The sequence below is a fragment of the Exiguobacterium sp. SH0S2 genome (assembly GCF_004337185.1).
In the GTDB taxonomy this organism is placed as follows: Bacteria; Bacillota; Bacilli; order Exiguobacteriales; family Exiguobacteriaceae; genus Exiguobacterium; species Exiguobacterium aurantiacum_A.
Genome location: NZ_SJVB01000005.1, coordinates 115,764 through 139,745 on the forward strand (window position 1 = coordinate 115,764; position 23,982 = coordinate 139,745).

At 51.0% G+C, this 23,982-nt stretch carries 28 protein-coding genes and 1 tRNA gene; 15 read left to right on the forward strand and 14 right to left on the reverse strand.

From position 1 onward, the window contains the following. Window positions 1-185 precede the first annotated feature (185 nt). Complete coding sequence (locus EVJ21_RS12835) at window positions 186-1,100, forward strand: hypothetical protein (protein WP_070328874.1); 915 nt, start codon at window positions 186-188, stop codon at window positions 1,098-1,100. Window positions 1,101-1,276: 176 nt separating this feature from the next. On the opposite strand, the gene EVJ21_RS12840 is transcribed toward EVJ21_RS12835, so the two are convergent. After that, window positions 1,277-1,498, reverse strand: coding sequence for a hypothetical protein (locus tag EVJ21_RS12840; protein WP_035385937.1), 222 nt, complete (start codon window positions 1,496-1,498; stop codon window positions 1,277-1,279). 331 nt (window positions 1,499-1,829) lie between these two features. Between EVJ21_RS12840 and EVJ21_RS12845 the strand changes: the two genes are divergently transcribed. Next, window positions 1,830-2,711, forward strand: a complete 882-nt coding sequence (locus EVJ21_RS12845) for a hypothetical protein (RefSeq protein WP_131490648.1) — start codon at window positions 1,830-1,832, stop codon at window positions 2,709-2,711. A gap of 62 nt (window positions 2,712-2,773) precedes the next feature. On the opposite strand, the gene EVJ21_RS12850 is transcribed toward EVJ21_RS12845, so the two are convergent. Then, window positions 2,774-3,145, reverse strand: a complete 372-nt coding sequence (locus EVJ21_RS12850; RefSeq protein WP_070328872.1) for a hypothetical protein — start codon at window positions 3,143-3,145, stop codon at window positions 2,774-2,776. A gap of 102 nt (window positions 3,146-3,247) precedes the next feature. Here EVJ21_RS12850 and EVJ21_RS12855 point away from each other — a divergent pair, with 102 nt between their 5' ends. Continuing rightward, window positions 3,248-3,661, forward strand: a complete 414-nt coding sequence (locus EVJ21_RS12855) for a VOC family protein (RefSeq protein WP_070328871.1) — start codon at window positions 3,248-3,250, stop codon at window positions 3,659-3,661. 10 nt (window positions 3,662-3,671) lie between these two features. Here EVJ21_RS12855 and EVJ21_RS12860 read toward each other — a convergent pair whose 3' ends face one another. Beyond that, window positions 3,672-4,721, reverse strand: coding sequence for an NAD(P)/FAD-dependent oxidoreductase (locus EVJ21_RS12860; protein ID WP_070328870.1), 1,050 nt, complete (start codon window positions 4,719-4,721; stop codon window positions 3,672-3,674). A gap of 190 nt (window positions 4,722-4,911) precedes the next feature. On the opposite strand from EVJ21_RS12860, the gene EVJ21_RS12865 reads away from it, so the two are divergent. Together EVJ21_RS12865 and EVJ21_RS12870 are read left to right on the forward strand one after the other, a co-directional pair. Further along, entirely contained in the window at window positions 4,912-5,757 is an 846-nt protein-coding gene (locus tag EVJ21_RS12865; RefSeq protein ID WP_070328869.1) for an ABC transporter ATP-binding protein, read from the forward strand. A 99-nt stretch (window positions 5,758-5,856) separates the two neighbouring features. After that, window positions 5,857-6,411, forward strand: coding sequence for a methyltransferase family protein (locus EVJ21_RS12870; RefSeq protein WP_016509434.1), 555 nt, complete (start codon window positions 5,857-5,859; stop codon window positions 6,409-6,411). An 80-nt stretch (window positions 6,412-6,491) separates the two neighbouring features. Here EVJ21_RS12870 and EVJ21_RS12875 read toward each other — a convergent pair whose 3' ends face one another. Together EVJ21_RS12875 and EVJ21_RS12880 are read right to left on the reverse strand one after the other, a co-directional pair. Continuing rightward, entirely contained in the window at window positions 6,492-7,301 is an 810-nt protein-coding gene (locus EVJ21_RS12875) for a DUF368 domain-containing protein (RefSeq protein WP_070328868.1), read from the reverse strand. Window positions 7,302-7,406: 105 nt separating this feature from the next. Next, window positions 7,407-7,961, reverse strand: coding sequence for a GNAT family N-acetyltransferase (locus EVJ21_RS12880; RefSeq protein ID WP_236636591.1), 555 nt, complete (start codon window positions 7,959-7,961; stop codon window positions 7,407-7,409). Window positions 7,962-8,062: 101 nt separating this feature from the next. Between EVJ21_RS12880 and EVJ21_RS12885 the strand changes: the two genes are divergently transcribed. Further along, window positions 8,063-8,812, forward strand: coding sequence for a sugar nucleotide-binding protein (locus EVJ21_RS12885; protein WP_131490650.1), 750 nt, complete (start codon window positions 8,063-8,065; stop codon window positions 8,810-8,812). An 89-nt stretch (window positions 8,813-8,901) separates the two neighbouring features. Beyond that, window positions 8,902-9,264 carry a potassium channel family protein gene (locus EVJ21_RS12890; protein ID WP_131490651.1) on the forward strand — a complete coding sequence of 121 codons (363 nt, stop codon included), beginning with the start codon at window positions 8,902-8,904 and terminating at the stop codon, window positions 9,262-9,264. A gap of 19 nt (window positions 9,265-9,283) precedes the next feature. Here the strand turns inward: EVJ21_RS12890 and EVJ21_RS12895 are convergent, their stop codons facing one another. Together EVJ21_RS12895 and yidD are read right to left on the reverse strand one after the other, a co-directional pair. Then, entirely contained in the window at window positions 9,284-10,642 is a 1,359-nt protein-coding gene (locus EVJ21_RS12895) for an alanine/glycine:cation symporter family protein (RefSeq protein ID WP_131465718.1), read from the reverse strand. 132 nt (window positions 10,643-10,774) lie between these two features. Beyond that, on the reverse strand, window positions 10,775-11,044 hold the full coding sequence (yidD, locus tag EVJ21_RS12900; RefSeq protein ID WP_083274114.1) for a membrane protein insertion efficiency factor YidD: 270 nt from the start codon (window positions 11,042-11,044) through the stop codon (window positions 10,775-10,777). A gap of 209 nt (window positions 11,045-11,253) precedes the next feature. On the opposite strand from yidD, the gene EVJ21_RS12905 reads away from it, so the two are divergent. The 4 genes from EVJ21_RS12905 to EVJ21_RS12920 all read left to right on the forward strand — a co-directional run bounded on the left by EVJ21_RS12905 (window position 11,254) and on the right by EVJ21_RS12920 (window position 14,677). Further along, window positions 11,254-12,051: a pyrroline-5-carboxylate reductase family protein gene (locus tag EVJ21_RS12905; protein ID WP_236633749.1), complete on the forward strand. Its 798-nt coding sequence runs from the start codon at window positions 11,254-11,256 to the stop codon at window positions 12,049-12,051. 185 nt (window positions 12,052-12,236) lie between these two features. Continuing rightward, window positions 12,237-12,473 (forward strand): FeoA family protein, encoded by a 237-nt coding sequence (locus tag EVJ21_RS12910; protein WP_070328862.1) that lies wholly within the window; start codon window positions 12,237-12,239, stop codon window positions 12,471-12,473. After that, window positions 12,470-14,446, forward strand: coding sequence for a ferrous iron transport protein B (feoB, locus tag EVJ21_RS12915; RefSeq protein WP_131490652.1), 1,977 nt, complete (start codon window positions 12,470-12,472; stop codon window positions 14,444-14,446). Before EVJ21_RS12910 ends, feoB begins: the two co-directional genes overlap by 4 nt. Before the next feature lie 15 nt (window positions 14,447-14,461). Beyond that, on the forward strand, window positions 14,462-14,677 hold the full coding sequence (locus EVJ21_RS12920) for a FeoB-associated Cys-rich membrane protein (protein WP_131465724.1): 216 nt from the start codon (window positions 14,462-14,464) through the stop codon (window positions 14,675-14,677). Between the two features lie 25 nt (window positions 14,678-14,702). On the opposite strand, the gene EVJ21_RS12925 is transcribed toward EVJ21_RS12920, so the two are convergent. The 6 genes from EVJ21_RS12925 to EVJ21_RS12950 all read right to left on the reverse strand — a co-directional run bounded on the left by EVJ21_RS12925 (window position 14,703) and on the right by EVJ21_RS12950 (window position 17,580). Beyond that, window positions 14,703-15,407, reverse strand: a complete 705-nt coding sequence (locus EVJ21_RS12925) for a DUF554 domain-containing protein (protein ID WP_016509421.1) — start codon at window positions 15,405-15,407, stop codon at window positions 14,703-14,705. Between the two features lie 158 nt (window positions 15,408-15,565). Beyond that, window positions 15,566-15,638 (reverse strand) — tRNA-Val (locus EVJ21_RS12930). An 86-nt stretch (window positions 15,639-15,724) separates the two neighbouring features. After that, complete coding sequence (locus EVJ21_RS12935; protein ID WP_131465726.1) at window positions 15,725-16,282, reverse strand: GNAT family N-acetyltransferase; 558 nt, start codon at window positions 16,280-16,282, stop codon at window positions 15,725-15,727. 67 nt (window positions 16,283-16,349) lie between these two features. Beyond that, window positions 16,350-16,664, reverse strand: a complete 315-nt coding sequence (locus EVJ21_RS12940) for a DMT family transporter (RefSeq protein ID WP_070328858.1) — start codon at window positions 16,662-16,664, stop codon at window positions 16,350-16,352. Further along, a complete protein-coding gene (locus EVJ21_RS12945; RefSeq protein ID WP_070328974.1) occupies window positions 16,661-16,990 on the reverse strand; it encodes a DMT family transporter in 330 nt (109 codons plus the stop codon). Before EVJ21_RS12945 ends, EVJ21_RS12940 begins: the two co-directional genes overlap by 4 nt. 11 nt (window positions 16,991-17,001) lie before the next feature. Beyond that, on the reverse strand, window positions 17,002-17,580 hold the full coding sequence (locus EVJ21_RS12950) for a TetR/AcrR family transcriptional regulator (RefSeq protein ID WP_131490653.1): 579 nt from the start codon (window positions 17,578-17,580) through the stop codon (window positions 17,002-17,004). 127 nt (window positions 17,581-17,707) lie between these two features. Here EVJ21_RS12950 and EVJ21_RS12955 point away from each other — a divergent pair, with 127 nt between their 5' ends. Continuing rightward, window positions 17,708-18,490, forward strand: coding sequence for an alpha/beta hydrolase (locus EVJ21_RS12955; RefSeq protein ID WP_070328856.1), 783 nt, complete (start codon window positions 17,708-17,710; stop codon window positions 18,488-18,490). Window positions 18,491-18,544: 54 nt separating this feature from the next. Here the strand turns inward: EVJ21_RS12955 and EVJ21_RS12960 are convergent, their stop codons facing one another. Beyond that, on the reverse strand, window positions 18,545-19,783 hold the full coding sequence (locus tag EVJ21_RS12960) for an aminopeptidase (RefSeq protein WP_070328855.1): 1,239 nt from the start codon (window positions 19,781-19,783) through the stop codon (window positions 18,545-18,547). A gap of 114 nt (window positions 19,784-19,897) precedes the next feature. On the opposite strand from EVJ21_RS12960, the gene EVJ21_RS12965 reads away from it, so the two are divergent. From EVJ21_RS12965 to EVJ21_RS12975, 3 genes are all read left to right on the forward strand, one after another. Then, the gene (locus EVJ21_RS12965) at window positions 19,898-20,305 is read left to right on the forward strand and encodes a YkvA family protein (RefSeq protein WP_070328854.1); all 408 of its coding nucleotides are present in this window, start codon (window positions 19,898-19,900) and stop codon (window positions 20,303-20,305) included. An 86-nt stretch (window positions 20,306-20,391) separates the two neighbouring features. Continuing rightward, entirely contained in the window at window positions 20,392-21,258 is an 867-nt protein-coding gene (locus tag EVJ21_RS12970; protein ID WP_070328853.1) for a YitT family protein, read from the forward strand. Window positions 21,259-21,358: 100 nt separating this feature from the next. Next, complete coding sequence (locus EVJ21_RS12975; protein ID WP_236636592.1) at window positions 21,359-23,962, forward strand: putative bifunctional diguanylate cyclase/phosphodiesterase; 2,604 nt, start codon at window positions 21,359-21,361, stop codon at window positions 23,960-23,962. The last annotated feature ends 20 nt before the right edge of the window (window positions 23,963-23,982 follow it).

Here is a 23,982-nt window from a genome sequence, read left to right on the forward strand (position 1 = left end):
GTTTAGATTTTCCTACATTATCATCGACAAACTCTATTCTGACAACGGTTAGCGCAAAAATCCGTCTTAAGCATGAGACGCGAGGATTGTTTTAAATGAAAAGCGGGAAAGGAATAATAATCGGTGTCTGCCTATAAACGAGACATGGCAGCCCGTTCGATGTCCTTTGAAGGGAGGGAGAGCTAATGCGCATCGGGAAGCTCCGCATGTTACTTGAACAGTACGGAGAGACGACTCTTCGCGATTTAGTCGTCGAAATGTACCGAAACACCCCTAAAGCCGTTATCGAAGAAAAAGATATGGATTACATGATTAGTCAGTTCACTCGTTACAAAGAACAAAAATCGTCAGACGAGCGACATTCGCTCTCGCAGACAGTAATCCTCGCTGAACGCTTCGTGGAATTGGCTTACGATCACCTCTACTTGCTGCCAAATCAAATCATGAGCGAACGCGATCAAAAGAATTGGTATATACACGCCAAGAAAATCATTCGTGACTTATCGTATTACGCCGAAGATGAAGCAGAGGCACGGACGATGTATGAGGAAATGTTTTTACTCTTGTCCTCTTCGGCAGGGGAAGAGCCCCTATTTTCAACAAGTGACCCGTTTCGACTGCTGAAACTCTCGCAAACCACGATGCTCACTCAATTGATTCATTACTATCAACTCGACGCCCCCACCTCCGACGTGTGGATCGATCGTTCTTTGTACACGGCGCTCCACGTCCCAAAAGATGTTGACTCGACACGGGTCGACTTACTCTCTACACTTCTTGAGCAACCCTACACTTCGTTTGAATGGAATTTATTCCATCAACGCATCATCACACTTTGTGAACGGACACTTGCCAAAGCCCCGTCCGATGACAGTGCACTTGAGGACTATCAAGCACTTAAAATGCTTGAACTCGAACTCCTCGTTGAGCGCGGACAATTGTCAGAAGCTGAACGGAAGTTGTTTTCTGAGTACATCCCCTTCTTCTCACACCGTTCAGAACCGTTCAAAGTGTATGTCAATATGCTCGAGAGCCGCGGACATTCTGATGAAACGAAACGACTTCGCCGGCTAGCCAAAGAGAAACGCATCCAATTTTAAAAAAAAGGGAGTCAACCGACGGCGTCGGTTGACTCCAAAACATGATATGAACGAGGGGTGTTCATCTGAAAAGAGGAGTGGAAGTTGGTGCAGAACTTCCTTCCTACATACCTAGTATAAAAGATATTTGAAACCGCTTCCGGGATAGTTATTGCAGTTTTGTGAACGTTTTCACGTTATTCAATCGCGTTAATAATGCCCAACCCGATCACTGACAACAGAACAATTAAAACGAAAATAAACACCATCTCATTTGGTGACCGGAAGCCTTCGTATAACTCGACCTGTTCTTCAACGATGACATTGTCATGGACTACAATCGGTTCAGTCTCGGCAAGAGCCGTGGCCGGGACACCGACCAATAGCAGCGCCAACCATAAACTTATTACGTATCGCATATCATACTCCTGTCGTTTTTTCTCACTGACAGTATAGCACGTCTCTCTCGCTTCGACCCATTCGTTTCTCCTCTTCCCACCGGAAAAGTTTAACAAATCTCACAGCCCCTTCGTTGCTCTAAACTTCCTCGTTCCGACACGGATCACACTTCGATAAAATGCTCATTCCAAAGCCATTTCCCTCACCATTCCCCTTTAAAAATCTGACTTTCCACGTGTCAAAACAGTAATCAAACATGATGAATGTTCATAAAATGAACACGACATTTTTCAATTGGTAGCCCTTACAATTTAAGGGTAGTGATTATTTTAGAAGAAAGAAGGATTCCTCATGAAACGGACGCTTATATTCGCGGAGTGTCGCCAAATCCAACCTAAAAAACGTTCACTGCTTCACCAATTGTACAACCCGGGCGAGTCGCCTCACATCCTCGCCATCCGACCACACCAATATGTCCATACGGCCTGGCAAGGAGATGTTCCCGTCGCAGCAATCGCCTCCGACTATAGCGATTATGCAACGGATCAGATGATCCGGCTCACGCACGAGGCTTATCGGGACCGCTATGTCTTCCGAGGTTTGCTCGACCGACTGATCCGTGAGATACGTCGAAACAGTATACATGACACAACGTTGCTGTTACACGTCAAACAAGACCACGACCAAGATAAGCGTCGAATGTTTGAAGTGCTCGGTTTTGATCCATATCACGAGACTGTCACTTACACATTGCCGCTCATCCCTTTCCAAAAATATACATACGAGAACTGGTCGCTTCACGTTGATTATTTTGCGACACACTCTAGCTGGCTCGCCTACCGAAATCAATATGCGCATATGCTGACTGATGTGTTGCCGCTGACTGCATCACGACTGCTCGAGCATGAACGTCGTCAGGAAGTCTTCCATTCCCTTAAATTGAAAGGGAAAATCGTCGGCATCATGCGATCAAGAATTGGATCTGGACGACTGGACGTATATGAACTCCACGTGTCAGGTAGCGATGAATTGATTCAAGAGGCCGTGTCTTTTATTCAGCAAGAATTTTATTTCCGGTTCAGGTCGCTTGAACAGATTCGGGTCACGTTGACTTCGCTCCAACCAGAGCTACGATACGCTTTGATCCGACAAGGCGGATCGCCAACCCAAGCAGGAACCTACACGATGATTAAAGAAGTGGCGCCTTCCGCGCCATCGTTTCCACTCAATTAGAAAAAGACGCTAAACGTCACGTCCTTTTCACGGAAAGGATTCGTTCGTTTGGCGTCTTTTCTTCATTCAGCAGCGTTTGCCGATTCGATTGCTAAGGGTGGCATCTCTTCGAACAGCACGGTTCGAAGCCCGATATCACGTCGGTCCAACGATTCAATCCGATCGAATTGAATTTCACGGTCCGCGACACTGAACCAATACGTGATGTGAGGTTCATCCGTGAAGCGAAGCGCATAATTCGAACCGTTCAAATGAAAATCCACTTCGGTCGAAAGGATTTCTGCCGGGCCGATTTTTTTGTGGGTCGTCAGTCGTTCGAGAACGACTTGCTCCTCATTGATCTGATAATCGACAAATGTCGCAAGTGAGAGTCCAAACACAAATGATACCAGCGCGAACGCGCTGATCAATCCAAGAGTGATCTTTCCGTTCATGTCGCCGTCCCTCCCTCTTCTACTATATCGGATTTTGCTAAAACGTTGTGAAGTGACATTTTGTTCAAGTTTCGGCAAACTAGAGCAAGAGGAGGGATTAGTATGCAAATTGACCACACCGGGATCGCTGTTCGCGACTTAGACGAAGCGATCTCGTTTTACACGAACGTGTTACAAGGAAAACTTGTCGACCGTTATACGAATACGGCAGCCGGTGTCGAAACCGAGCTCGCCGTGATTCACGTCGGTGAAGACGTGATCGAGTTGCTCTTGCCGACAAGTTCGACGAGCCCGATCGCCCGATTCATGAAAGCACGCGGCAAAGGCGTTCACCACATCGCCTATCGAGTCGATGATTTAGAAGCATCGATTGCCGCTTTGAAACGCGACGGCATCACGTTTTTAGAAGATACGCTCCGAACGACGGCAAAAGGCCGACGCCTCATCTATATGGACCCACGCCACTCGGGCGGGGTCATCGTCGAACTATGTGATTATCCGGCAATGAAGCAGTGAGGGACATCCCTCACTGCTTCATTATTGTCCGCTCGATAATATCACGATTTTTCGCTTTCAACCGTTCGTTGTGCGACGACACCATCGCCGACTTCGTCGCGTCCGGATCGATGAACGTCTTGGCCCGGTTGACCGCGTTAGCCGCATCTTGGAACGCTCCCGCAATCAGATGCACCTTGCCTTCATGCGTCAAAATATCGCCCGCTGCATAAAGTCCAGGTACTGACGATTCACTGCTCGCGTTCCCGTTCACATAGAACCCATCCACCATCTCGACTTTTAACTCGCTGTCGTTGAGGAGAGCCGAGTCCTGTTCGTAGCCGTGGTTGATGACCACTTCATCGACCTCGACCAATTCACTTGCCCCGGTCCCGCAATCGATGAGCTTGACGGCATGGATCGTCGTGCCATCATTGGAAATCAAGTCCTCGATCGTTGTATGAAGTCGGCAGTCGACTCGGCCACAGAGGAGCTTGTCGACTTGCGATTCATGCCCTTTGAGCGCTTCTTTTCGATACGTCAAAATCACGCGCTCCGCAATCGGCTCAAGTTCGTTCGCCCAATCGATGGCGCTGTTGCCGCCACCGGAAATCAATACCGTCTTCCCTTTAAAACGCATCAACGACTTAACCGTATAGTGAAGGTTCGAGACTTCGAACCGCTCCGCCCCGCTGATCTCAATTTTTTGAGGTTGTAAAATACCGCTCCCCGTCGCGACGATGACCGTCTTTGACACGTGCCGGCCGTTCGTCGTATCGAGCACGAAATGACCAGTATGATCTTTCGCCATCGATTCTACTTTCTCGCCGAGCACGACGGTCGGATCGAACGTGAGACCTTGCTCGATCAATTGTTCGATGAGGCGGGCACCTGTCGTCGGGGTGACGCCACCGATATCCCAAATCATCTTCTCCGGATAGACATGGATCTTACCACCGAGATGCGGTTGAAATTCGATCAACTTCGTCTTCATCCCGCGCAACCCGCTATAAAAAGCGGCATACAATCCCGCCGGACCGCCACCAATGATTGTTACGTCGTACACGTCCTGTTCGCTCATCCGCTCCATCCTCCTTAAACATTTACCGTCACTGATTATCATTCTCATTTAATATACATCGAAATTTTAGTTCAGACAATCTATTTTGATATCAAAACATTCGTTGACAGCTTTTCATTTAGACTGCTATAGTTGACGTTACATTGAGAATCATTATCAAAACTACTGTTACGAGGAGAGGGGAATCCACATGTCACGGATCCATACGGCAGACATCGAGGTCGGTTACGGCGGCAAAACAATTGTGAAGCAATTGAGTTTATCGATCCCGGACCGTCAAATCACAACCATCATCGGCCCGAACGGTTGTGGGAAATCGACACTCTTGAAAGCCATGACTCGGATTCTGTCCCCGTCTAACGGTTCGGTCCATTTAGACGGAGCGGACATCGCCAAATGCAATACGAAAGAAATCGCCCAAAAGATGGCGATTTTGTCGCAAACGCCTGAAGGCGCTGGCGGCTTGACCGTGGGAGAACTCGTCTCGTACGGTCGCTTTCCTTATCAATCCGGGTTTGGTCGTTTATCGAAACATGACCATGAAGTGATTGATTGGGCGCTTGACGTGACCGGTACGCTCGAGTTCAAAGATCGAAGCGTCGACGCCCTTTCAGGCGGACAACGCCAACGGGTGTGGATCGCGATGGCACTGGCCCAAGAGACGGACTTGATATTTTTAGATGAGCCGACGACGTATCTCGATCTCGCTCATCAGCTCGAAGTGCTCGAACTACTCGAGACGTTGAACCGCGAGCAGGGCCGGACGATCGTCATGGTCCTCCACGACTTGAATCAGGCCGCCCGGTTTGCCGACCATATCGTCGCCATGAAAGACGGAGAAGTGCTCGCGACGGGCTCCGCCGAGGAAGTCATTTGTCCGCTCGTCCTTAGACAAGTCTTTCATATCGATGCCATCATCGGACGAGACCCACGGACCGAAAAACCGATGTGCCTCACCTACCAACTTATAAAAGATGAGATTCAACGTGAAGCGCTCGACCCTTCGAGTGCTGATCTCGTTGCTAGTTCTCGTTAGTATGATGAAGCGAACGGAGCGCCTCGCACATTGCGAGGCGTTTTTCAGCAGGAAGAGGCGGGTAATGAGTGGAACATATTGAAGAAAGGGGGAAACGCTATGGATTGGCTCGATGGTTTGTTCATTCTCGTCTCGACCGCATGGCTGTATGAGATGAGGCGATACCGTAATCGTGATGAACCGACCGATGGCAACAGTGAGCACATGAGCTTTTACATCGTCTCACTCATTATGGTCACCGTGTTCGCCGTCTCGATCGGTTTATCTATTTTCACTGAAACACGCCAACCGCTCCTAGTCCGTTGGCTCGGGCTCGGGTGTTACATAGCCGGTGTTTCACTTCGTTACTGGGGAATCGCGCATTTGCGTCATCAATTCACTCGTCACGTCGTCGTCCGTCCTGCTGATGAGATCGTCAGCTCTGGACCGTACCGCTTTTTGCGCCATCCGCTCTATACCGGGCTATTATTTATCACGTTCGGATTTTCGCTCTATTTCAGTCATTGGGGCGTCGCGCTCGTCGGTACGTTCGCCATGGGGATCGCCTTGCTTTGGCGCATCCATATCGAAGAACAGATGTTGACGTCACACTTCGGCAGCGCCTATCAAACTTGGGCGAAATCACGAAAACGATTGATTCCGTTCATTTATTGAACAAGCGTCGAAAAACACGAATTGATAACCTCGACCCAACAAAAATGCGATCCTGTCAGCAAATGACAGGATCGCATTTTTTATACGGAAAATCGGCCGAGCAGTCGGACGATCAAAAAACCGGCAACGAACGAAACAACGCTCAAGACCCACATCGTCGCCGTCTCCGGAAGACCCGGGAAGACGACGGCGAGGGACCCGATGACGAGTCCTAAGATGACCGAGAACGTCATGCCCGGGAAATTCCCGAGCAAATAACGGATCACTTTACTGCTGACGATGAATCCGACGGCTACACCGAGTCCGACGATCCCGATAATGAGCACGTTCAAGTTCGACAAGGCGCTGATGACCGTCGGGTACACGCCAATCAAGAGCAAGACGAACGAGCCGCTGATCCCCGGGAGCAACATCGCCATACTGCCGAGCCAACCCGAGAAGAACAACAACAGCGCCGTGCCGGTCGACAGTTCAGTAATAATGGCTGTGTCGGCCGGTTTGATGATTGCCATACTTGCTACTAGAATCGCTCCGATCACCATCGCCACGATGTGCACGGGGCGCATCGTCGCACGCGATTTAAATTCAAACATCAACAGTGGGATAATCCCAAGAATCAAGCCGATGAAAAAGAACTGTGTAGGTGCATAGTATTCTAACAATAAAAATTCAATTAGACGGCTCAGTCCTAAAATCGCGGTTCCCATTCCGATTGCTAACGGAATTAGAAACCCAATATGCTTTTTCCACTGCCGACTGAACACACCGCTGATCGCTTCGATCAATCGATCGTAAATCCCTAAAATGACTGCGATTGTCCCCCCGCTGACGCCAGGAATCAAGTCACTCGTCCCCATCGCGATACCGCGCAGGATATTTTTCCACTCCATAATCGATCTCCTTTTATATCTGATTCGTTTCAAGCACTTAGTATATCCGAGAAGCTCGGGTTTTGCATCGGTTTCGAGACTGAGACTCGGACTTCGGTCCATGTTTCACAAGTCGAGCATCATATAATCGAAACGGTCTCCTGAAATCTCAATCTCTTTATGTTTGCGGAATCCAAGACGTTCGTACAGACGAGCCGCTGCCGGATTGCCCTGGTCGACGTTGAGTGTGACGGCCGGGATGTTTGTTTCGCGAGCATGTTCGACCACTCGCTGGATCAACTTCGTACCGATACCGCGTCCTCCAAATTCTGAGTCGACGGCCACGGAATCGATATACAAAACGTCTCCTTCCGTCTCCACGTCAAGATGTCCAGGCTGCCCATGTTCGATGAGCCATTGCTTAATCGGCTCATCCAACTCAATCGCGCGCTTGCCCTCATAGGCGATAATAACGCCTGCGATGACGCCGTCTATGTCTGCCACCCAAATGTTTTCATAACTTAACCGGTTGTTCGGCCGGCCGATCCACATCGCTAAGCGTTCGAGCACTTGCTTTTGGTCTGCCGTCCCCGTCAATGAATAGGCGATATCATGAATCGCTGCGTAAACGAGCGGTGCGATTGCTCCACTTTCGTTTGACTGTGCGTGTCGAATGTTCATCATTTATCTCCTCCATCAATCAGTTTAGCACAAAGCTAGAAACTAGTGGTTTGTCACATCTAGAAGTGTGGGATGATAGAAACAGAAGGGAGGAATTTGTAATGAAAGCTATTTTAACGGGCATGAACGGTACAGTCGCACCGGTCGTCGCCAAAACGATACAACGACATGGGATCGAACCTGTCGCCTGGGACAGATCAACAGTCTCGACGTCAGACGAGGCGGCGATGCGTGAATTTATCGAATCGGTGCGTCCTCATTATTTTCTTCATATCGGTATGGGATCGGTTGAATGGGCGGAAACGTTGGCCCGCCTTTGCGGAGAATACAACATCCCGTTCTTGTTTACGAGCACGGTCTCGGTATTCTCAGACAATGTGACTGGTCCAATCACGCCGGACACACCACCTGACGCAACGGACGAGTACGGCACCTACAAACGCGCCTGCGAAGAAGCAATCGCCCGGACCAACCCTGGTGCACAAATCGTCCGACTCGGCTGGCAAATCGGCGAAGCTGCCGGTTCGAATAATATGATGGACTATTTTACGAATGAAATGAACCAACACGGTGTCATCAATGCGAGCGCACACTGGTATCCATCCTGCTCCTTTTTAGAAGACACGGCTGACGCATTGTTCGAGATATTGACGAAGCGCGGTCCGGGTCTATATCAATTGAACGGCAATCCGAGCCTGTCGTTCTATGACATCGCCACTTCGTTAAACGAGTTGCATGACCTCGCGTGGCGCGTCGAGCGAACGGATGAACCAAAACGCGACAATCGGATGGTCGACATGAACATCACAATCCAACCGATCACGAAACGATTGACACTTCATACAAAATGAGTCGACGAATTCGTCGACTCATTTTATGGTTATAAAGGATGTTACCTCGCTTCTACCGAACAAACTTACATAGGAAGGGAGGGGGCCGTATGCTCTCATTCATTTTGACGTTTCGTCGCATGTTTCGTGGAATATGGCGTGGGTTGAAAGAGCCTGAATTTCAAGTTCTGTTCAGTCTAGCATTCCTCACGATTTTGTCAGGTACGCTGTTTTACTCCCGTTTTGAAGATATGCGTTGGTTAGACGCCCTCTATTTCAGCGTCATCACGCTCACGACGATCGGCTACGGTGATTTCGTCCCGACGACCGATATCGGCAAAGTGTTCACGATCGGTTACGTCATCACCGGCGTCGGCATCATGGTCGGGTTCGTGACACAAGTATTCAATCACTTGCAGCAGGCACGACTCGAGGAAATCAAGAACAAACGTAAAATGCCGCCATCCGATTAAGGATAGCGGCGTTCGTTCGTTATGATGCTTTTCGACTTCGGTTCTCGATTGCCAATTGCTGATTAAAACGCTTCGTCTCAGCGATGACGACGCCCGACAAGAACAAGAGCCCGATCAAGTTCGGGATGGCCATCAAGCCGTTGAAGACGTCAGACAGTGCCCACACCATGTTCAAGTTCGTCGTCATCGCCCCGAGTCCAGCGACGAGTACGAATGCGATCCGATATGGGATGATCGATTTTTGACCGAATAAGTAATGAATCGATCGCTCACCATAATACGACCAACCGAGCACCGTCGAGTAAGCGAACATGACGAGACCGATTGTGACGACATAACTGCCGAACGGCCCGAGGAACTGTTCGAACGTCGCCGTCGTCAACTCGACCCCTTCAAGTCCCGATCCGATTTGACCGCCCATGACGAGCGTGATCCCGGTGACCGAACAGACGATCAACGTATCAAGAAACACCTGCGTCATCGAGACGAGGCCTTGACGACCTGGCATGTCCGTCTTGGCCGCGGCCGCAGCGATCGGAGCCGAGCCAAGACCAGCTTCGTTCGAGAAGACTCCGCGCGCAACCCCGTACCGGATGGCTGCCCCAATGGCCCCGCCGCCAATCGCTTCGGCACTGAACGTGCTGCTAAAGATGAGCGCGATCGCATCGGGGATGAGTGTGTAGTTCATGATCATGATCAAGAGACCGCTCCCTAAGTAAAAGACGATCATGACCGGGACGAAGTAACTGACGACACGACCGATCGATTTGACACCACCGAGAATGACGGCGCCCGTGAAAATCATCATCAAGATACCCGACACGTAAAGCGGAACGTCGAACGTCGAGTTGAGCGCTAACGCGACCGAATTCGTTTGAACCCCGTTCCCGATCCCGAACGCGGCCAGTGAGGCGAACGCTGCAAACGCGACTGCGAGCCAGCGTTGCTTCAAGCCCCGTTCCAAATAATACATCGGTCCTCCGGCCATTTGACCACGTTCGTCCGTCACCCGGTACTTGACGGCGAGCACGGCCTCGGCGTACTTTGTTGCCATCCCGAAGAAGCCCGATACCCACATCCAAACGATCGCGCCTGGTCCCCCGAGGACGACCGCAGTCGCGACACCGACGATATTCCCCGTACCGACGGTCGCCGCGAGCGCTGTCATGAGCGCTTGGAAGTGGCTAATATCTCCTCGTGACGTCTTATCTTGATTTTTAGAGAATGCGAGTTTCAACGCGTAAGGCAACTTCGTGATTTGGAGTCCCCCGAGACGCACCGTCAAATAAACGCCTGTCCCCACAAGCAAAATTAACAGCGGCGGTCCCCACACAAAGTCTGAAATCGTACCGATTAGTTCGCTGAACGATTGACTCATGCTGTAATCCCCTCTCCCCTTATGTAATAAATACACCTCTATTTTTTCAGAATACTCGGAACGTTGTCAAAAGTATTGTGCTAAAACAAAGAAGGGGATAAACGCCCTGTATCTAAAACAGCGAGCCGTCGGTTAGACGTCTCGCTGTGACGGTGGCTTTTCGCGTTGCAGAGGGGCTTTCCAATCAAAATCGTCCGGCACATAGTCAAGTCCGCCCGAATGAAACGGTTGGCACCGCAACAGGCGCCGCGTCGTCAAATACCCGCCTTTGACAGCGCCATGCTTCTCAATCGCCTCAATCCCGTAGTGCGAACAGCTCGGATAAAATCGGCACGTCGGGGGCTTTAAAGGAGAAATAAAGCGTTGGTACCCTTGAATCCCACGTACTAATACTCGTTTCATTTCAATCGCCTCGCTCAGTCAGATTACTGCAATGATAGCCCGGACTGCGTGAATTGTCATCTGCAGCGCTTCGTCGATTCTCGTTACAAAACGACGAGTTTTTTTCCTTTCTTTTACAATTCAAGCGTGGCAGGCGATAATTGTTCGAACATTTGTTATGATAGGCAACATATATACGACCGAATCAAATGAATGAAGAGGTGACGGAAATGAACATATTAATGGTAGGAGCAGGATCGATGAGCGAGGCACTCGTCCGAGGCTGGATCGCTTCCGGGCTCTCCCCTGAACAGATTACGATGACGAACCGGAGCGACCTTGCACGTCTAGAGCAGCTGCAAGATGAACTCGGCGTACAGATCGTCGAAACAGAAGACGTCAACGCTTATACAATCGTCGTGCTCGCGATGCAACCAGACGGCGTCTTAGCTTACGCTCAATCACAGACGTGGAAAACACCACTGCTCGTATCCGTTGCGGCGCATATCGAGCCGAGCGAGCTTGAAGAAGTAGCCGGCATCCCAGCCATCTGCGCGATGCCGAACACCCCGGTCGCCCATCAAACCGGGATGACCGGACTCTGGTTCGGACCTGAGACAGATGCGACCGACCGCGAGACGGCGACGGCACTGTTCAACCGTGTCGGTCGGACGGCCGTAACGGACGCGAAAACGATGTCGGCTTTCATGGCGGCGGCCGGATGCAGTCCTGCGTTCTTTTACGAGATCGTCGGTTCGATGACCCCGGTGCTGACAGAAGCCGGGTTTGATGAAGACACGGCCCGCCAAATCGTCGCTCAAGCGATGAAAGGATCAGCCGAGTTATTGTTGCATGAGACACGTCCGACCGACGAGCTGATCGCAGACGTCGCCGCACCTGATGGACCGACCGACCGCGGTGTCGGCGTGCTCCGCTCACGTGACTTGTCTGACGTGATGTCGTCCGCGCTCCGCGAGAGCGCGAAAGAAAATCATGATCCTATCGACGCAACGATTGAAAGAACGTAAGTACTTGAACCGCCCGATGCAAGCCGGATTTTATTCCGACTTACATCGGGCGGTTTTTTTAATTCTCGCACTACTATTTTTTAGAAGTCATAAAATCCACAAATAATCCTGCTTCCCGATAGTAAAGAACGTGTTATGCTACCAAATGAGAAGAATTATCATTTGACTAAAATGGAGAGATCTTAATGAGTTCATTACTTGCTATGCCGCTACATCAACCAGTGCTCATATCCGATTTAACGAGAATTGATGACCGCTTGCGGCGTCGCATGATCGCCTTAGGATTTTATGAAGGTTGCTCCGTCCGAATCAAGCGCCGGGCCATCTTTTCCGGACCGCTCACGATTGAACAAATCGAACATCAACAAATGATTGCCATCCGTCGCTGTGACGCTGAACAGATTGGGGTGATAGTCCCATGACACAACGGATTGCCTTAATCGGAAACCCGAACACCGGAAAAACGTCTCTATTTAACCGCTTGACCGGCTCCTTCGCCCACGTCGGTAACTGGGCAGGTGTCACGATCGAACAGAAAATCGGGGAGCTGCATGGAAACATCGGACAGTTGATCGACTTGCCCGGTGTCTATGATTTAGACCCGCTATCGGCTGACGAAGCAATCGTCTCGCGATTCCTGTTGCAGGAACCGTTCGATGGGATGATCAATATCATCGATGCCTCGCAGTTCGAACGTAACTTACAATTAACGCTCCAATTGCTCGAAATGGGCCGTCCGCTTCAAATCGGTCTGAACATGGTCGATGTCGCCAAAGGACGGGGCATCCACATCAATTTAGAGCGCTTGAAAGAACGTTTGGACGCGGACGTGTTTCCGATCACAGCGCGCACAGGCGCCGGCTGTGAAGTCCTCCTGTCCTCCCTGCGAACGACCCCTCGCGAACCTTTCGTACTCGATTACGGGGAAGAGACCGAACAGGCGATTCAACAAATTCTTGAAGCGACGGGACTGAGTGAGCGCGATCGCTGGATCGCCATTCAATACTTGGCCGGAAATCGTGTCATTTCAGAACAGCTCGAATCGTCGACGCCAACCGTCAATGAAATTCGTAAAGCGTTAGAAGTGAAACTCGGACGCTTCGCCCACGCCCACATTACAGAACGCAGACGCGACTGGACGAAAGACGTTCGCCATCACGTTGTCGATCAGCAAGGCGCACAACAAGCCACGGTCACCGACCGCATCGATGCCGTCGTGACACATCCGATCTGGGGCTTACCCATTTTCTTTACAGTACTTTACGCCTTGTTCCACATCACGTTCAACTGGATCGGTGCCCCGTTGTCCGATCTGTTGGATGGATTTCTGTCGGGTCCGGTCACGTCCGGAACGAGCTCGTTGTTACAAATGCTCGGGACCTCTTCTTTCATCCAGGCGTTGCTGATTGATGGGGTGATTGCCGGTGTCGGCGGTGTCCTCGTCTTCGTCCCTCAGATTTTCGTGCTCTTTTTCTTTATCTCGTTTTTAGAGGACTCTGGCTATATGGCGCGTATCGCCATTGTCATGGACCGATTCATGCAACTCGTCGGACTGAACGGGAAAAGTTTCATTCCGATGATCATTGGATTTGGTTGTAACGTCCCAGGTATTATGGCGGCACGGACGGTCGAGGAAGAGCGGGAGCGGCTCGTCACGATTTTTATTTCGCCGTTCATGTCGTGCTCGGCGCGTCTACCGATTTATGCCGTCTTCGCTGCCAGTTTTTTCGCATCAAACCAAGCGCTCGTCGTCTTATCGCTCTATATGCTCGGGATCGTCCTGGCGTTGATTGCCGCGAAAATATTCACGTCCGTATTGGCGGCGGAAGATCGAAACAGCCTCTTTATCGTCGAACAGCCTCCATATCGTGTCCCCCAAGGGTTGACGCTTTGGCGTAGCACGTGGCAAAAAGCGAAAGGGTTCGTCCGAAAAGCAGGTACGTTCATCTTTGGCGGTTCCGTCTTCATTTGGTTACTCGCCTATTCCGGTCCAGCCGGAATGGACGTCCCGATGAATGAGAGTTTTCTCGCTATGGTCGGCGGGGTCGTTGCGACGTTGTTGGTTCCACTCGGTTTCGGGACGTGGCAGGCCGGTGCTTCGCTCATCACAGGTTTTTTGGCGAAAGAAGTCGTCGTATCGACGATGGCGATCATTTATGCGGTCAGCGAATCTGACTTGTCTGCTTCGTTGCTTCCCGTGTTTACGCCGTTGAGCGCATATAGCTTCATGGCGTTCGTCCTCTTGTACGTCCCTTGTCTAGCGACCGTCGCCGTCATTCGGCGCGAGGTGGGAAGTGCCAAGTTGACATGGGTCGCTAGCCTTTATGGGCTTGGTGTTGCGTACGTCGTATCACTGATGATCTATCAAATCGGTCGTCTGTTCGGATTGTCTTAACAAGGAGGAAATCATATGTTCTTATTTGATTTACTGATCGGTCTTGCCGTATTCGGGTACGCCGCTTATTCGCTCCATCGCTACACCCGTAAAGCAAAAGCCGGTAAATGCGCCACGTGCGAAATCGCACCGACTTGTACGACATCCTGTGACGCCGCAGACTGGGATCAAATCATTGCGGAAGCACTACATCCTGATCAACCAGTCACGGCCCACAAAAAAACGGACTAGCGCATTTTTTTCGCTAGTCCGTTTTTCATTGGAAGATATGTAACGTGGTGACAATGATCGCGACCATCAAAATACCGGGCAGCAAGTTGGCGACACGAATCCGGGTGATCCCGACCAGGTTCAACCCGATGGCGACGATCATGACGCCGCCGGTCGCCGTCATCTCCAAAATAAAGTCATCCATGAGCGACTCCGGAATAAACTTCATGATCTGGATGGCGAGCAACGCGATCGCTCCTTGGTACAACAAGACCGGTACGGCCGAGAACATGACGCCGATGCCGAGCGTCGAACTGAGCACAAGCGCCGTGAAACCGTCAATCAACCCTTTTGTATAGAGGACGTCATGGTCCCCGCGCAGGCCGCTGTCGAGCGCCCCGATGACGGCCATCGCCCCGATTACAAAGATGAGCGTCGCCGTGATGAAGCCTTCCGCGATGCTCGACTTACTTTTTCCACCGAGACGCCGTTCCAACTGATAGCCGATCTCGTTCAACTTCTCGTCGAGCTTCCACCATTCGCCAAGTGCGGCTCCGATAACGAGACTGCCGATGACGATTAAAAAGTTCTCACTCTTCATGCCCATCTGCACGCCAAGCACGACGACGGCGAGACCGATGGCAGCCGTGACCGTCTCTTTCATCCGCTCGGGGATTCGGTGAAACAACAACCCGAGTAATGTGCCGACCACGATCAAGGCCGCATTGACGATTGTTCCGGTTAATACCATCGTATAATTCCCCGTTTCTGTATGTATTGAGAGGAATATACCAACTGTTTATGTGGGCTGTCAATTAAAAGAATACACAAAAAAAGCCACTTCTCGTAAGAAGTGGCTGCGCGGAAACCCACGTTCCTATGGGTTTCGCATCGGGTTTGGCACCCAAGTGATTCTGACTGGGCTCGAACCAGCGACCTCTACCCTGTCAAGGTAGCGCTCTCCCAGCTGAGCTACAGAATCAGGTCGTGTCCTCTCTTTAGGACACTATTAATATATCAAGAAACTAATGCCTTGGCAACTGTTTTTTAAAACTTTTTTTATTTTTTTCACCGCGTCATTTCTTCCCGCTTCATGTGACGGCATAGACGTTCCAAATCGCCGGCATACACGGACACAATCATGCCTCCGTGTTCGGTGTCACGGTCCCAATGCAATCCGTTCGCTTTCGCGACTCGTTGTGACGGCACGTTGTCCGGGTGAATGAGCGAGATGATGTCTTTCTCGCCTTCCTCGAACGCATGCCGCATGAGACGCGCGGCCGCTTCCCGGCCGTAGCCCATGTGCCAGTGCTTTGGTGCCAGCCAATAACCGACCTCGAGCTCGATGTTGCCATCAAGTTCATGCAAGAGCGTCCCGGCATGGCCGATCGGCTCATCGCTGTGATGTGTCATCAGTTTGAGGAGTCCGGTCTGTCGGCCCGTTGTATAGCGGACCAATTGTCTCTCGAACCATTCGATTGTCTGTTCATCCGTATATGGCTTGCCGTCCGGACTGATGAAACGCATCACTCGCGGATCTTGGAGTAGCGATTTTACGAAATAGAAATCGGAGATCGTGTAATGTTCAAGCCGTAGACGTTCTGATTGCAACTCGACAAGATTCATCTTTCCCGCCCCTTTCGTTCACAGTCTGAACTATTCGATTCCCGTTTTCATCTCGTTTCAATCCTATTCACGCCACGACTTTCAATCCGATAACGCTCCCGATAATGAGAATTAAAAAGAAGATACGCCAGCGATCCCTCGACTCGTTCAAGTACAACATACCGAGAATCACTCCACCCGCCGCGCCGATCCCGACCCAAATCGAGTAAGCGAGTCCGAGCGGCAGCGTCTCGAGGGAACGTGACAACAAATAAAAACTTAGTGCGAACGTCGTGATCGAAAGAAGCGACCATTTTAAAATCTGATAGCCTTTTGATTTTCCCATGAAGAAAACAGCAAGCATCTCAGCGAGCCCAGCCCCGATTAAAAATGTCCAACTCATGCCGACTCACCTCCTGTCACTTGCTTCAAACCGACCACCCCGATGAGGAGCGTCGCGATAAACAACAGCTTCATTCCCGTCATCGTCTCATCAAACAAAATATTTCCAACGATGACCGTCCCGACAGCACCGATACCCGTAAAAACGGCGTACCCGGTGCCAGCTGGCAACACACGGAACGACATCGCCAACAAGCCAAAACTGACAATCAATAACACGATGGTCACGACGGTCGGTCCTAACACGGTAAACCCGTTCGACAATTTCATCGTCGTCGCCCAAACAATTTCAAGAAGTCCGGCGAGCACGAGCCACAACCAAGCCATTTGTTCCTTTTTCATGTCCACCCGACTCCTCTCTTGAAAATTTTAAATGCTGCATGCTGTCGTTGCGCTCGATTCGTTGCAAACGAAAAGAGTGAAAGCAACGCCCCGTCCAAAAAACAATAGTACGCGTCATATACGTCGTCGAGCGATTGTTCCGGTAAATCGCCACGCTCCATCGCCAAACGGAATTGCTCTTTCTCAAACGCCTGGAGCTCGGTCTCGACCGACCCAATCGTCGTCTCGATGAAGACGCGCAGCTCAGGAGGCGGTACGAGCAGCATTCGCTTCGTCAACATCCACGTCTCTTCTTCTTCGAAGAAATGAATCAGCGCTTCAACGATTGTCTCGATCCGTTCGAGCGGTGCCGCATCATTTGACGCGTCCCGCGCTTGTGACCAAGCTCCCTGGTAACGCTCGGCCATCTGTTCGACGACTTGTTTGAACAGCTGTTCTTTTCCGTCGATGTGCGCATATAAAGACGCCTTCTTAATCCCGACATCTTCGGCGAGCGCCGCCAAAGATAATCCTTCATATCCTTCAAGCGCGAACCGGCGTCTGGCAGCTTGTTCAATGCGCTGTTTCGTGGTCATATGCGATCTACCCCTTTCATCTCCCCTTACTTTACCTAACGAACGGTAGGTAGTCAAATTTCCGGATTGAGTTTTTGTACGGACAACGCCAAAATGAGAAGAGATTGTCAGAGGAAGGAATGATTGTATGATCGAACAGTTTAGTTTCACCTTGCCGACCGAGACGATGCGCGGCCGAAAACGAATCGTCCGCGTCTACCGTCCCGACTTCGCTCGTACCGACGAGGCGTTGCCCGTGCTCTATATGCATGACGGCCAAAACGTCTTCGATGGCAAGACCGCGACAATCGGGGAAGGTTGGGCGATTGACCGCCATCTCGACGATTTGCAACTGCCGCTCATGGTCGTCGCCATCGCGAGTGCCCCCGATTGGCTCGACCGATACGATGAGTACTCATTTTATGAAGACGAGATGCTTTACAAGCGCATCGGGCCTGAACTCGCTAAGACCCGGCCGACACTCGGCGGCAAGGGGCGCCTCTATGCCGACTGGCTCATGCAGGAGCTGAAGCCGTGGATTGACGCACGCTATGCGACCGATCCGGATGACGTCGGCGTGATGGGCAGTTCGATGGGCGGCGTCATCTCGCTCTACATGATGGCGACGTATCCGGCAATACGTCGTGTCGGTTCGCTGTCGACGGCCGCCTGGTCCAACCTCGACTCGCTCATTCGCGAACTGAAACAAACTGACCTGTCTGCCCGACTCTATATGGATATCGGCACGAACGAGACGAGCGGACCGATCACGCCCGAGGACTACTTATACACGAATGCGAGACTCGTCGAGACGATTGCTCGGACCGGCGTCGCCTTCCGCTACGAAGTCGAGCCCGGGGCGGTCCACAACGAGATTGCATGGCGGCGTCGGTTGCCGAACGCGCTCGCATTTCTGTATGAACTCTCATGACATGAAAAGACGCAAAGGCGGTCGCCTTTGCGTCTTTTCAACTATCTTTTTCTATTAGATGACCCAGTTCCCATCACGCATGATCGCTTCGCGTGTTCCGTCCTCGAGCTCACCGTCGATATTCATTTCGGCCGAACCGATCATGAAGTCGACGTGTGTCATCGAATCGTTCGCGCCATTCTCAGCGAGTTCTTCGGGCGACATCGTCGGTCCGCCTTCAAGGCATGTCGAGTAGGCACGTCCGAGCGCCAAGTGGCACGATGCGTTCTCATCGAACAACGTGTTGTAGAAGAGGAGTCCCGAGTTCGAGATCGGCGAATCGTCCGGCACGAGCGCGACTTCTCCGATGCGGCGCGCCCCTTCATCAAGGTTCAACAGTTCATCGAGTGCTGCCTGCCCCTGCTTCGCTTCCGCTTTTACGACTTTTCCGCCTTCGAACCAAAGCGTGAACCCGTCGATCAAGTTCCCGCTGTAGCTGAGCGGCTTCGTGCTCGACACGTGTCCTTCGACCGCATCTTTATCGGCGAGCGTGAACACTTCCTCCGTCGGCATGTTGGCGATGAAGTCGACGCCGTCCATGTTCGGACCACCGCCGCCGAGGAAGACGTGCTTCTTCGGAAGACCGATCGTCAATTCCGTGCCTGGTGCTTTGTAGTGAAGTTTCGCGTATTTCTTATCCGTCAACAGCTGCGCCCGCGAGCGCAACGCTTGATCGTGCTCGTCCCAGGCGGCAACGACATCGTCTTGGTCCATTCGTGTCGCTGCGAAAATCGCTCTCCACAGGGCTGGAACCGCATCTTCACGGTCTGGGAATACTTTTTTCGCCCATGCTTCAGATGCACCGGCCACGATTGACCAGCTGACATTATCACTCATGACATACTTACGCCATTTCGCGAGCGCGACACCAGACGCCCGGTTCGAGTCGGCGATGCGTGATGATTCGACACCGTTCAGCGCGTCAGGATCGTCGCTGACGATCGACAAGAACGCCGTCTTCTCTTCCGCGAGTTGCTCGAATCGTGCTTTGAGCCACTCCGGGAACTCCTTGAACGCTTCAGTCGGTGCGTTGAAGTAACGCACTTTCGTCGTCTCTTCATCACTCCAGTTGACGTACACTTGTTTCGCTCCGGCCGCGTAGGCCGCTTTCACGATTTGGCGGACGAGCGGTGCTTGGCTAATATCGGCTCGGACTTCGAGCTGTTGACCCGGTTGAATGTTGACACCTTTTTTGACAGCAAGCTCGGCATAGCGGGCAAATTCTGCCTCGGTCGGTAAAGTTACAGTAGACATATGTACAGTTCCTCCTTTTTCACTTACTTCTATTTTCTTAAATTTTCGGAAAAGTTGCAACCAAATCGCAAAAACGGGCATATTAGTAGTTGTAGAGAGAAGGAGGAGAAAAACATGTCAGATTGGAAAACGACTTATTCACACTTTTTAAACAACGCCCAAACCGAATTCACCGAGAACGAAAAGCTAGGTGACTTATTAGTTCAAGGAGAACTCGCCCTAGCAAAAGTCACGGTCGACGTCGCCTCAAACGAAATCAGCGACATCGAACGGGAAGAGGAGCTCACACTATACTTCCAAATGAAACAACTGCTCAACATGCTACGTGCCGTCTACAACGCCCAGTTCGAGATGCAGCCCGACAAGCAACACGCTCTCGTCGCGGCCGTTCTCTATTTCGTCTCACCGTTCGACGCGATTCCGGACGACGCCCCGCTCGGACTGTTTGACGACGCTCAAGTCATCGACTACGTCCACGAACAGCTAGCGAGTGATATCGACCGCTTCCATAACGAGTTATAATCTTTCAAGACTTGAAATTCCGGCGTCATCGGAGTACGCTTGCATGAGTTCATTCAAAGGAGGCGTATGGCGCCTTAGCCACTCATATGTACGCAAAATCACGTAAACGGATCGCTGTCGAGACTATCCTTTTTATCATCGCCGGAACAATCCTACAATCTATCTTTGTCGGTCTGTTACTCAAACCGAATGAAATCGGATCCGGCGGGATTGTCGGAATCACGCTCATCGTCAACGAGCTGTTCGGCACACCGATCGGACTCACCCAGTTGGTACTAAACATCCCGCTCTTCATCATCGGGATCAAATATCTCGGGAGACGATTTATTCTCATGACAGGACTCGTCGTCATATTGTCATCGATTTTAATCGATGCGCTGCCTGTCCTCATTCCACCGACGCCACTCGATGATCCGCTCGTCGCGTCCGTCTTCAGCGGTATCGTCTCAGGACTCGGTTTGGCACTTTTGTTATTTGCCGGGGCATCGACAGGCGGGCTCGATATTTTGGGGAAAGTCATCTTCATGAACAACCGCAACTTATCGCTCCCGAAAATCTTTTTGACCCAAGATATCATCGTCTACATTCTCGTGTTCATCACGTTCGATATTAAAGCGGTCATGTACGCACTCGTTCTCAGTTTTGTCCGGTCGCGGACGCTGTTGACGATCCATCGCTTCTTCTCCGCCCAAAAACAGTGTTTCATCATCTGTAAAAAAGCGGATGAGATCAACTTGGTCATCAAACAAAACTTGAAGCGTGGGGTCACCATCATGGACGCGACCGGCGGCTATTCGAACGACGCGAAAAAAATGCTATACGTCGTCGTTCAAAACAATGAGATTCCAAAGTTGCGTCAAATCGTCTCAGACATTGATTCCGAGGCGTTCGTCACTGTCTCAGAAATCGACTCGATTGTCGGTAACTTTAAAGAACATTCGTATACACTTTAATCGACAGCATCGTGCTGTCGATTTTTTTGTGTAATAAATACCCGAACGGTCCGATAATAAGGATGAGCCTCAGAGACATATACAGAAGGAGGTGCATAAGTTGTCTAGCCACACTTTGCGCCAATCAGTCCCCGCTCTTCTCGTCGGGACGTTTTTTATCGGTCTATTCGTTATCTTATTCAGCCCTTATGCGTTAAGGGAGACGAGCTTGTTCGTCTACTTTATGATCATCGCACTCGTCGCCACCGTGGTAAGCGGGAGTGCCATATTGCGCCATCACGGGATGCGCCGCTATATCTATCTTCTCATTAGCGCTGGCAACGTCTGTTTCATCGCTTATTTGGTGGGACACCGCTTTACCACGGCGATGCCAATTGATATGATGCTGTTCATTCAAAACTTCTTTTATTTGATCATGGCCCTCATCGTCATCACCCAATCGATTGAAATTAGAACGTTGAAGTTGCGTACGTTTGATGTGTTCGCACTGCTCAGCTTTTTGATTGTCGGTGCGTTGCATATCTTCTTTTACACAAAGAACGGCGGCCAGTATGTCACGAGTTTGAACGGCTTTGAAGAACAGATGCTGCTCATCAGCCTTTACATGGTGCTCGGTTTCTTATATTTGAATCGCATCGTGACATCCGGGCAAGGCTTCCGCGTGATGCTCCTCATCGGGATTCTCGGTTTTACAACCGCCTCGATCATCAATGAGCTGCAGTTGTTAACCGGTATCGGCCATGAGCTTCTCCATTTGCTTCAAGTCATCAGCATTCTCATCATTTCAATCAGTTATTTGTTCGATGAATCGACAGAAGACGTCCTCGCCCATGATTCTGTGTTTGATTACGTCATCTACAGTACGATTGTCATGCTGTACATGCTCGCCTCGGATCGACTGCTCGGCACCTCGATCGTCGACTCGATGATTGCGAACGCGGTGTTGCTACTGCTCATCCGTCAATTCGTTGTCGCCAAACAGAACGCACTCATTAGCCATCGCTTACATACCGTCAATACAGACCTCGAAGTCGCGGTCACGACGAAAGCCCACGAGCTCGAACTCCGTGAACAACAGTACCGCTCGCTGTTCGCGTATCACGCAGAGCCCATCTTTTTGTTCGACCTTGACGGCGAAGTGTTGTCCGTCAACGAAGCAGGGAGCTCTGTCCTCGGTCATGACACCGAGACGCTCATCGGATCAAATATTTTAGACATCATCGAACAAACGGATCGATCCGCCTATACGAACGTGTTACGTGACCTTACGAACGGACGGCCGCAAACATTAGACGTCAATGTCGTGACAGAAGATGGTTCGGCACGCGTTTGGCAATTGATGAACATCCCGATGATCATTGATGGGGAAGTCGAAGGCATCTATGCCATCGTCAAAGACATCACGCAAATGATCGTCCAGCAAGAACAGATCCTGTATCAGGCTAACCACGATAGCTTGACCGGGCTGCATAACCGTTACGCGCTGCAAGAACAGATCGAGCGCCTGATTGCGGACGGCCGACCGTTCACACTCATGTTCTCCGACCTCGACGGGTTCAAAGAAATCAATGACCAGTTCGGCCATCATATGGGTGATCAGTTGCTGCAGCACATCGGTAAACGTCTACGCAGCGCCTTGTTGCCAAACGAATATGCCGGACGACTTGGAGGCGATGAATTCATCGTCGTCGCCGAACACAATGATGATGAAATTCTCGTTGAACGTTTACGTCGTCTCGTTTATCGTCCTCCTTATTTCATGGCCGGGAACCTCGTCGAAATTCATGCTTCAATCGGAATCGTCCGTTATCCGGAGCACGGCACGACGCTGAAGCACCTCTTATCGAACGCTGATTTGGCCATGTATAAGGCAAAAGACAAAGGACGCGATGAGACCGTCATCTTCGCTCCTGCGCTTCGCGTCGACAAGGAAGAACGAAAATTGTTGATGGAAGGACTTGATATGGCACTCGAGAAAGGTGAAATCTCACTTTATCTCCAGCCACAGGTCGATGCCTCGACGAAGGCGATCATCGGCGCCGAGGCACTCATGCGTTGGCAACGCGACGGCAAGTTCATCCCGCCGAGCGAATTCATTCCGATTGCCGAAGAGACCGGTCATATTCATGACCTCGGTCGTTGGATGATTCATGAGACGTTCCAACTGATGTATGCGTTTGAACAAGGCGACATCGATTTGCCGAAACTATCGGTCAACTTGTCGGTCCGGCAATTGTTTGATGAACACTTGATCGATTATTTGACGACGTTGTTCGAACGCTTCCCGATCGAACCGAGCCGCTTGAACTTCGAGTTGACCGAAACGGTCGCGGCGCACCAGTCGGACCGCGTCTTAAATCGAATTCTCGAGTTGAAGGCACTCGGCATCAAACTATCGATCGACGATTTCGGGACCGGCTACAGCTCACTCGCCTATCTCGTCCGCTATCCGATTGACGAGTTAAAGATCCCGCGGGAGTTCACGATGCAGCTAGAAGAAAATCGCGAGTATCAAACCGTGACCGCGACCATCGTCGCCATGGCACGACAACTTGGGATGGCTCTCGTCGCTGAAGGCGTCGAGACCGAATACCAAGAGACGTTCCTTCGGCGGATCGGTTGCAATTCGATGCAAGGGTATCGTTACGCGAAACCGATGCCGCTCGACGAGTTCGTCATCTATTACATGAAACAAAACGCTTGAACAGACAAACGCCTCGGATC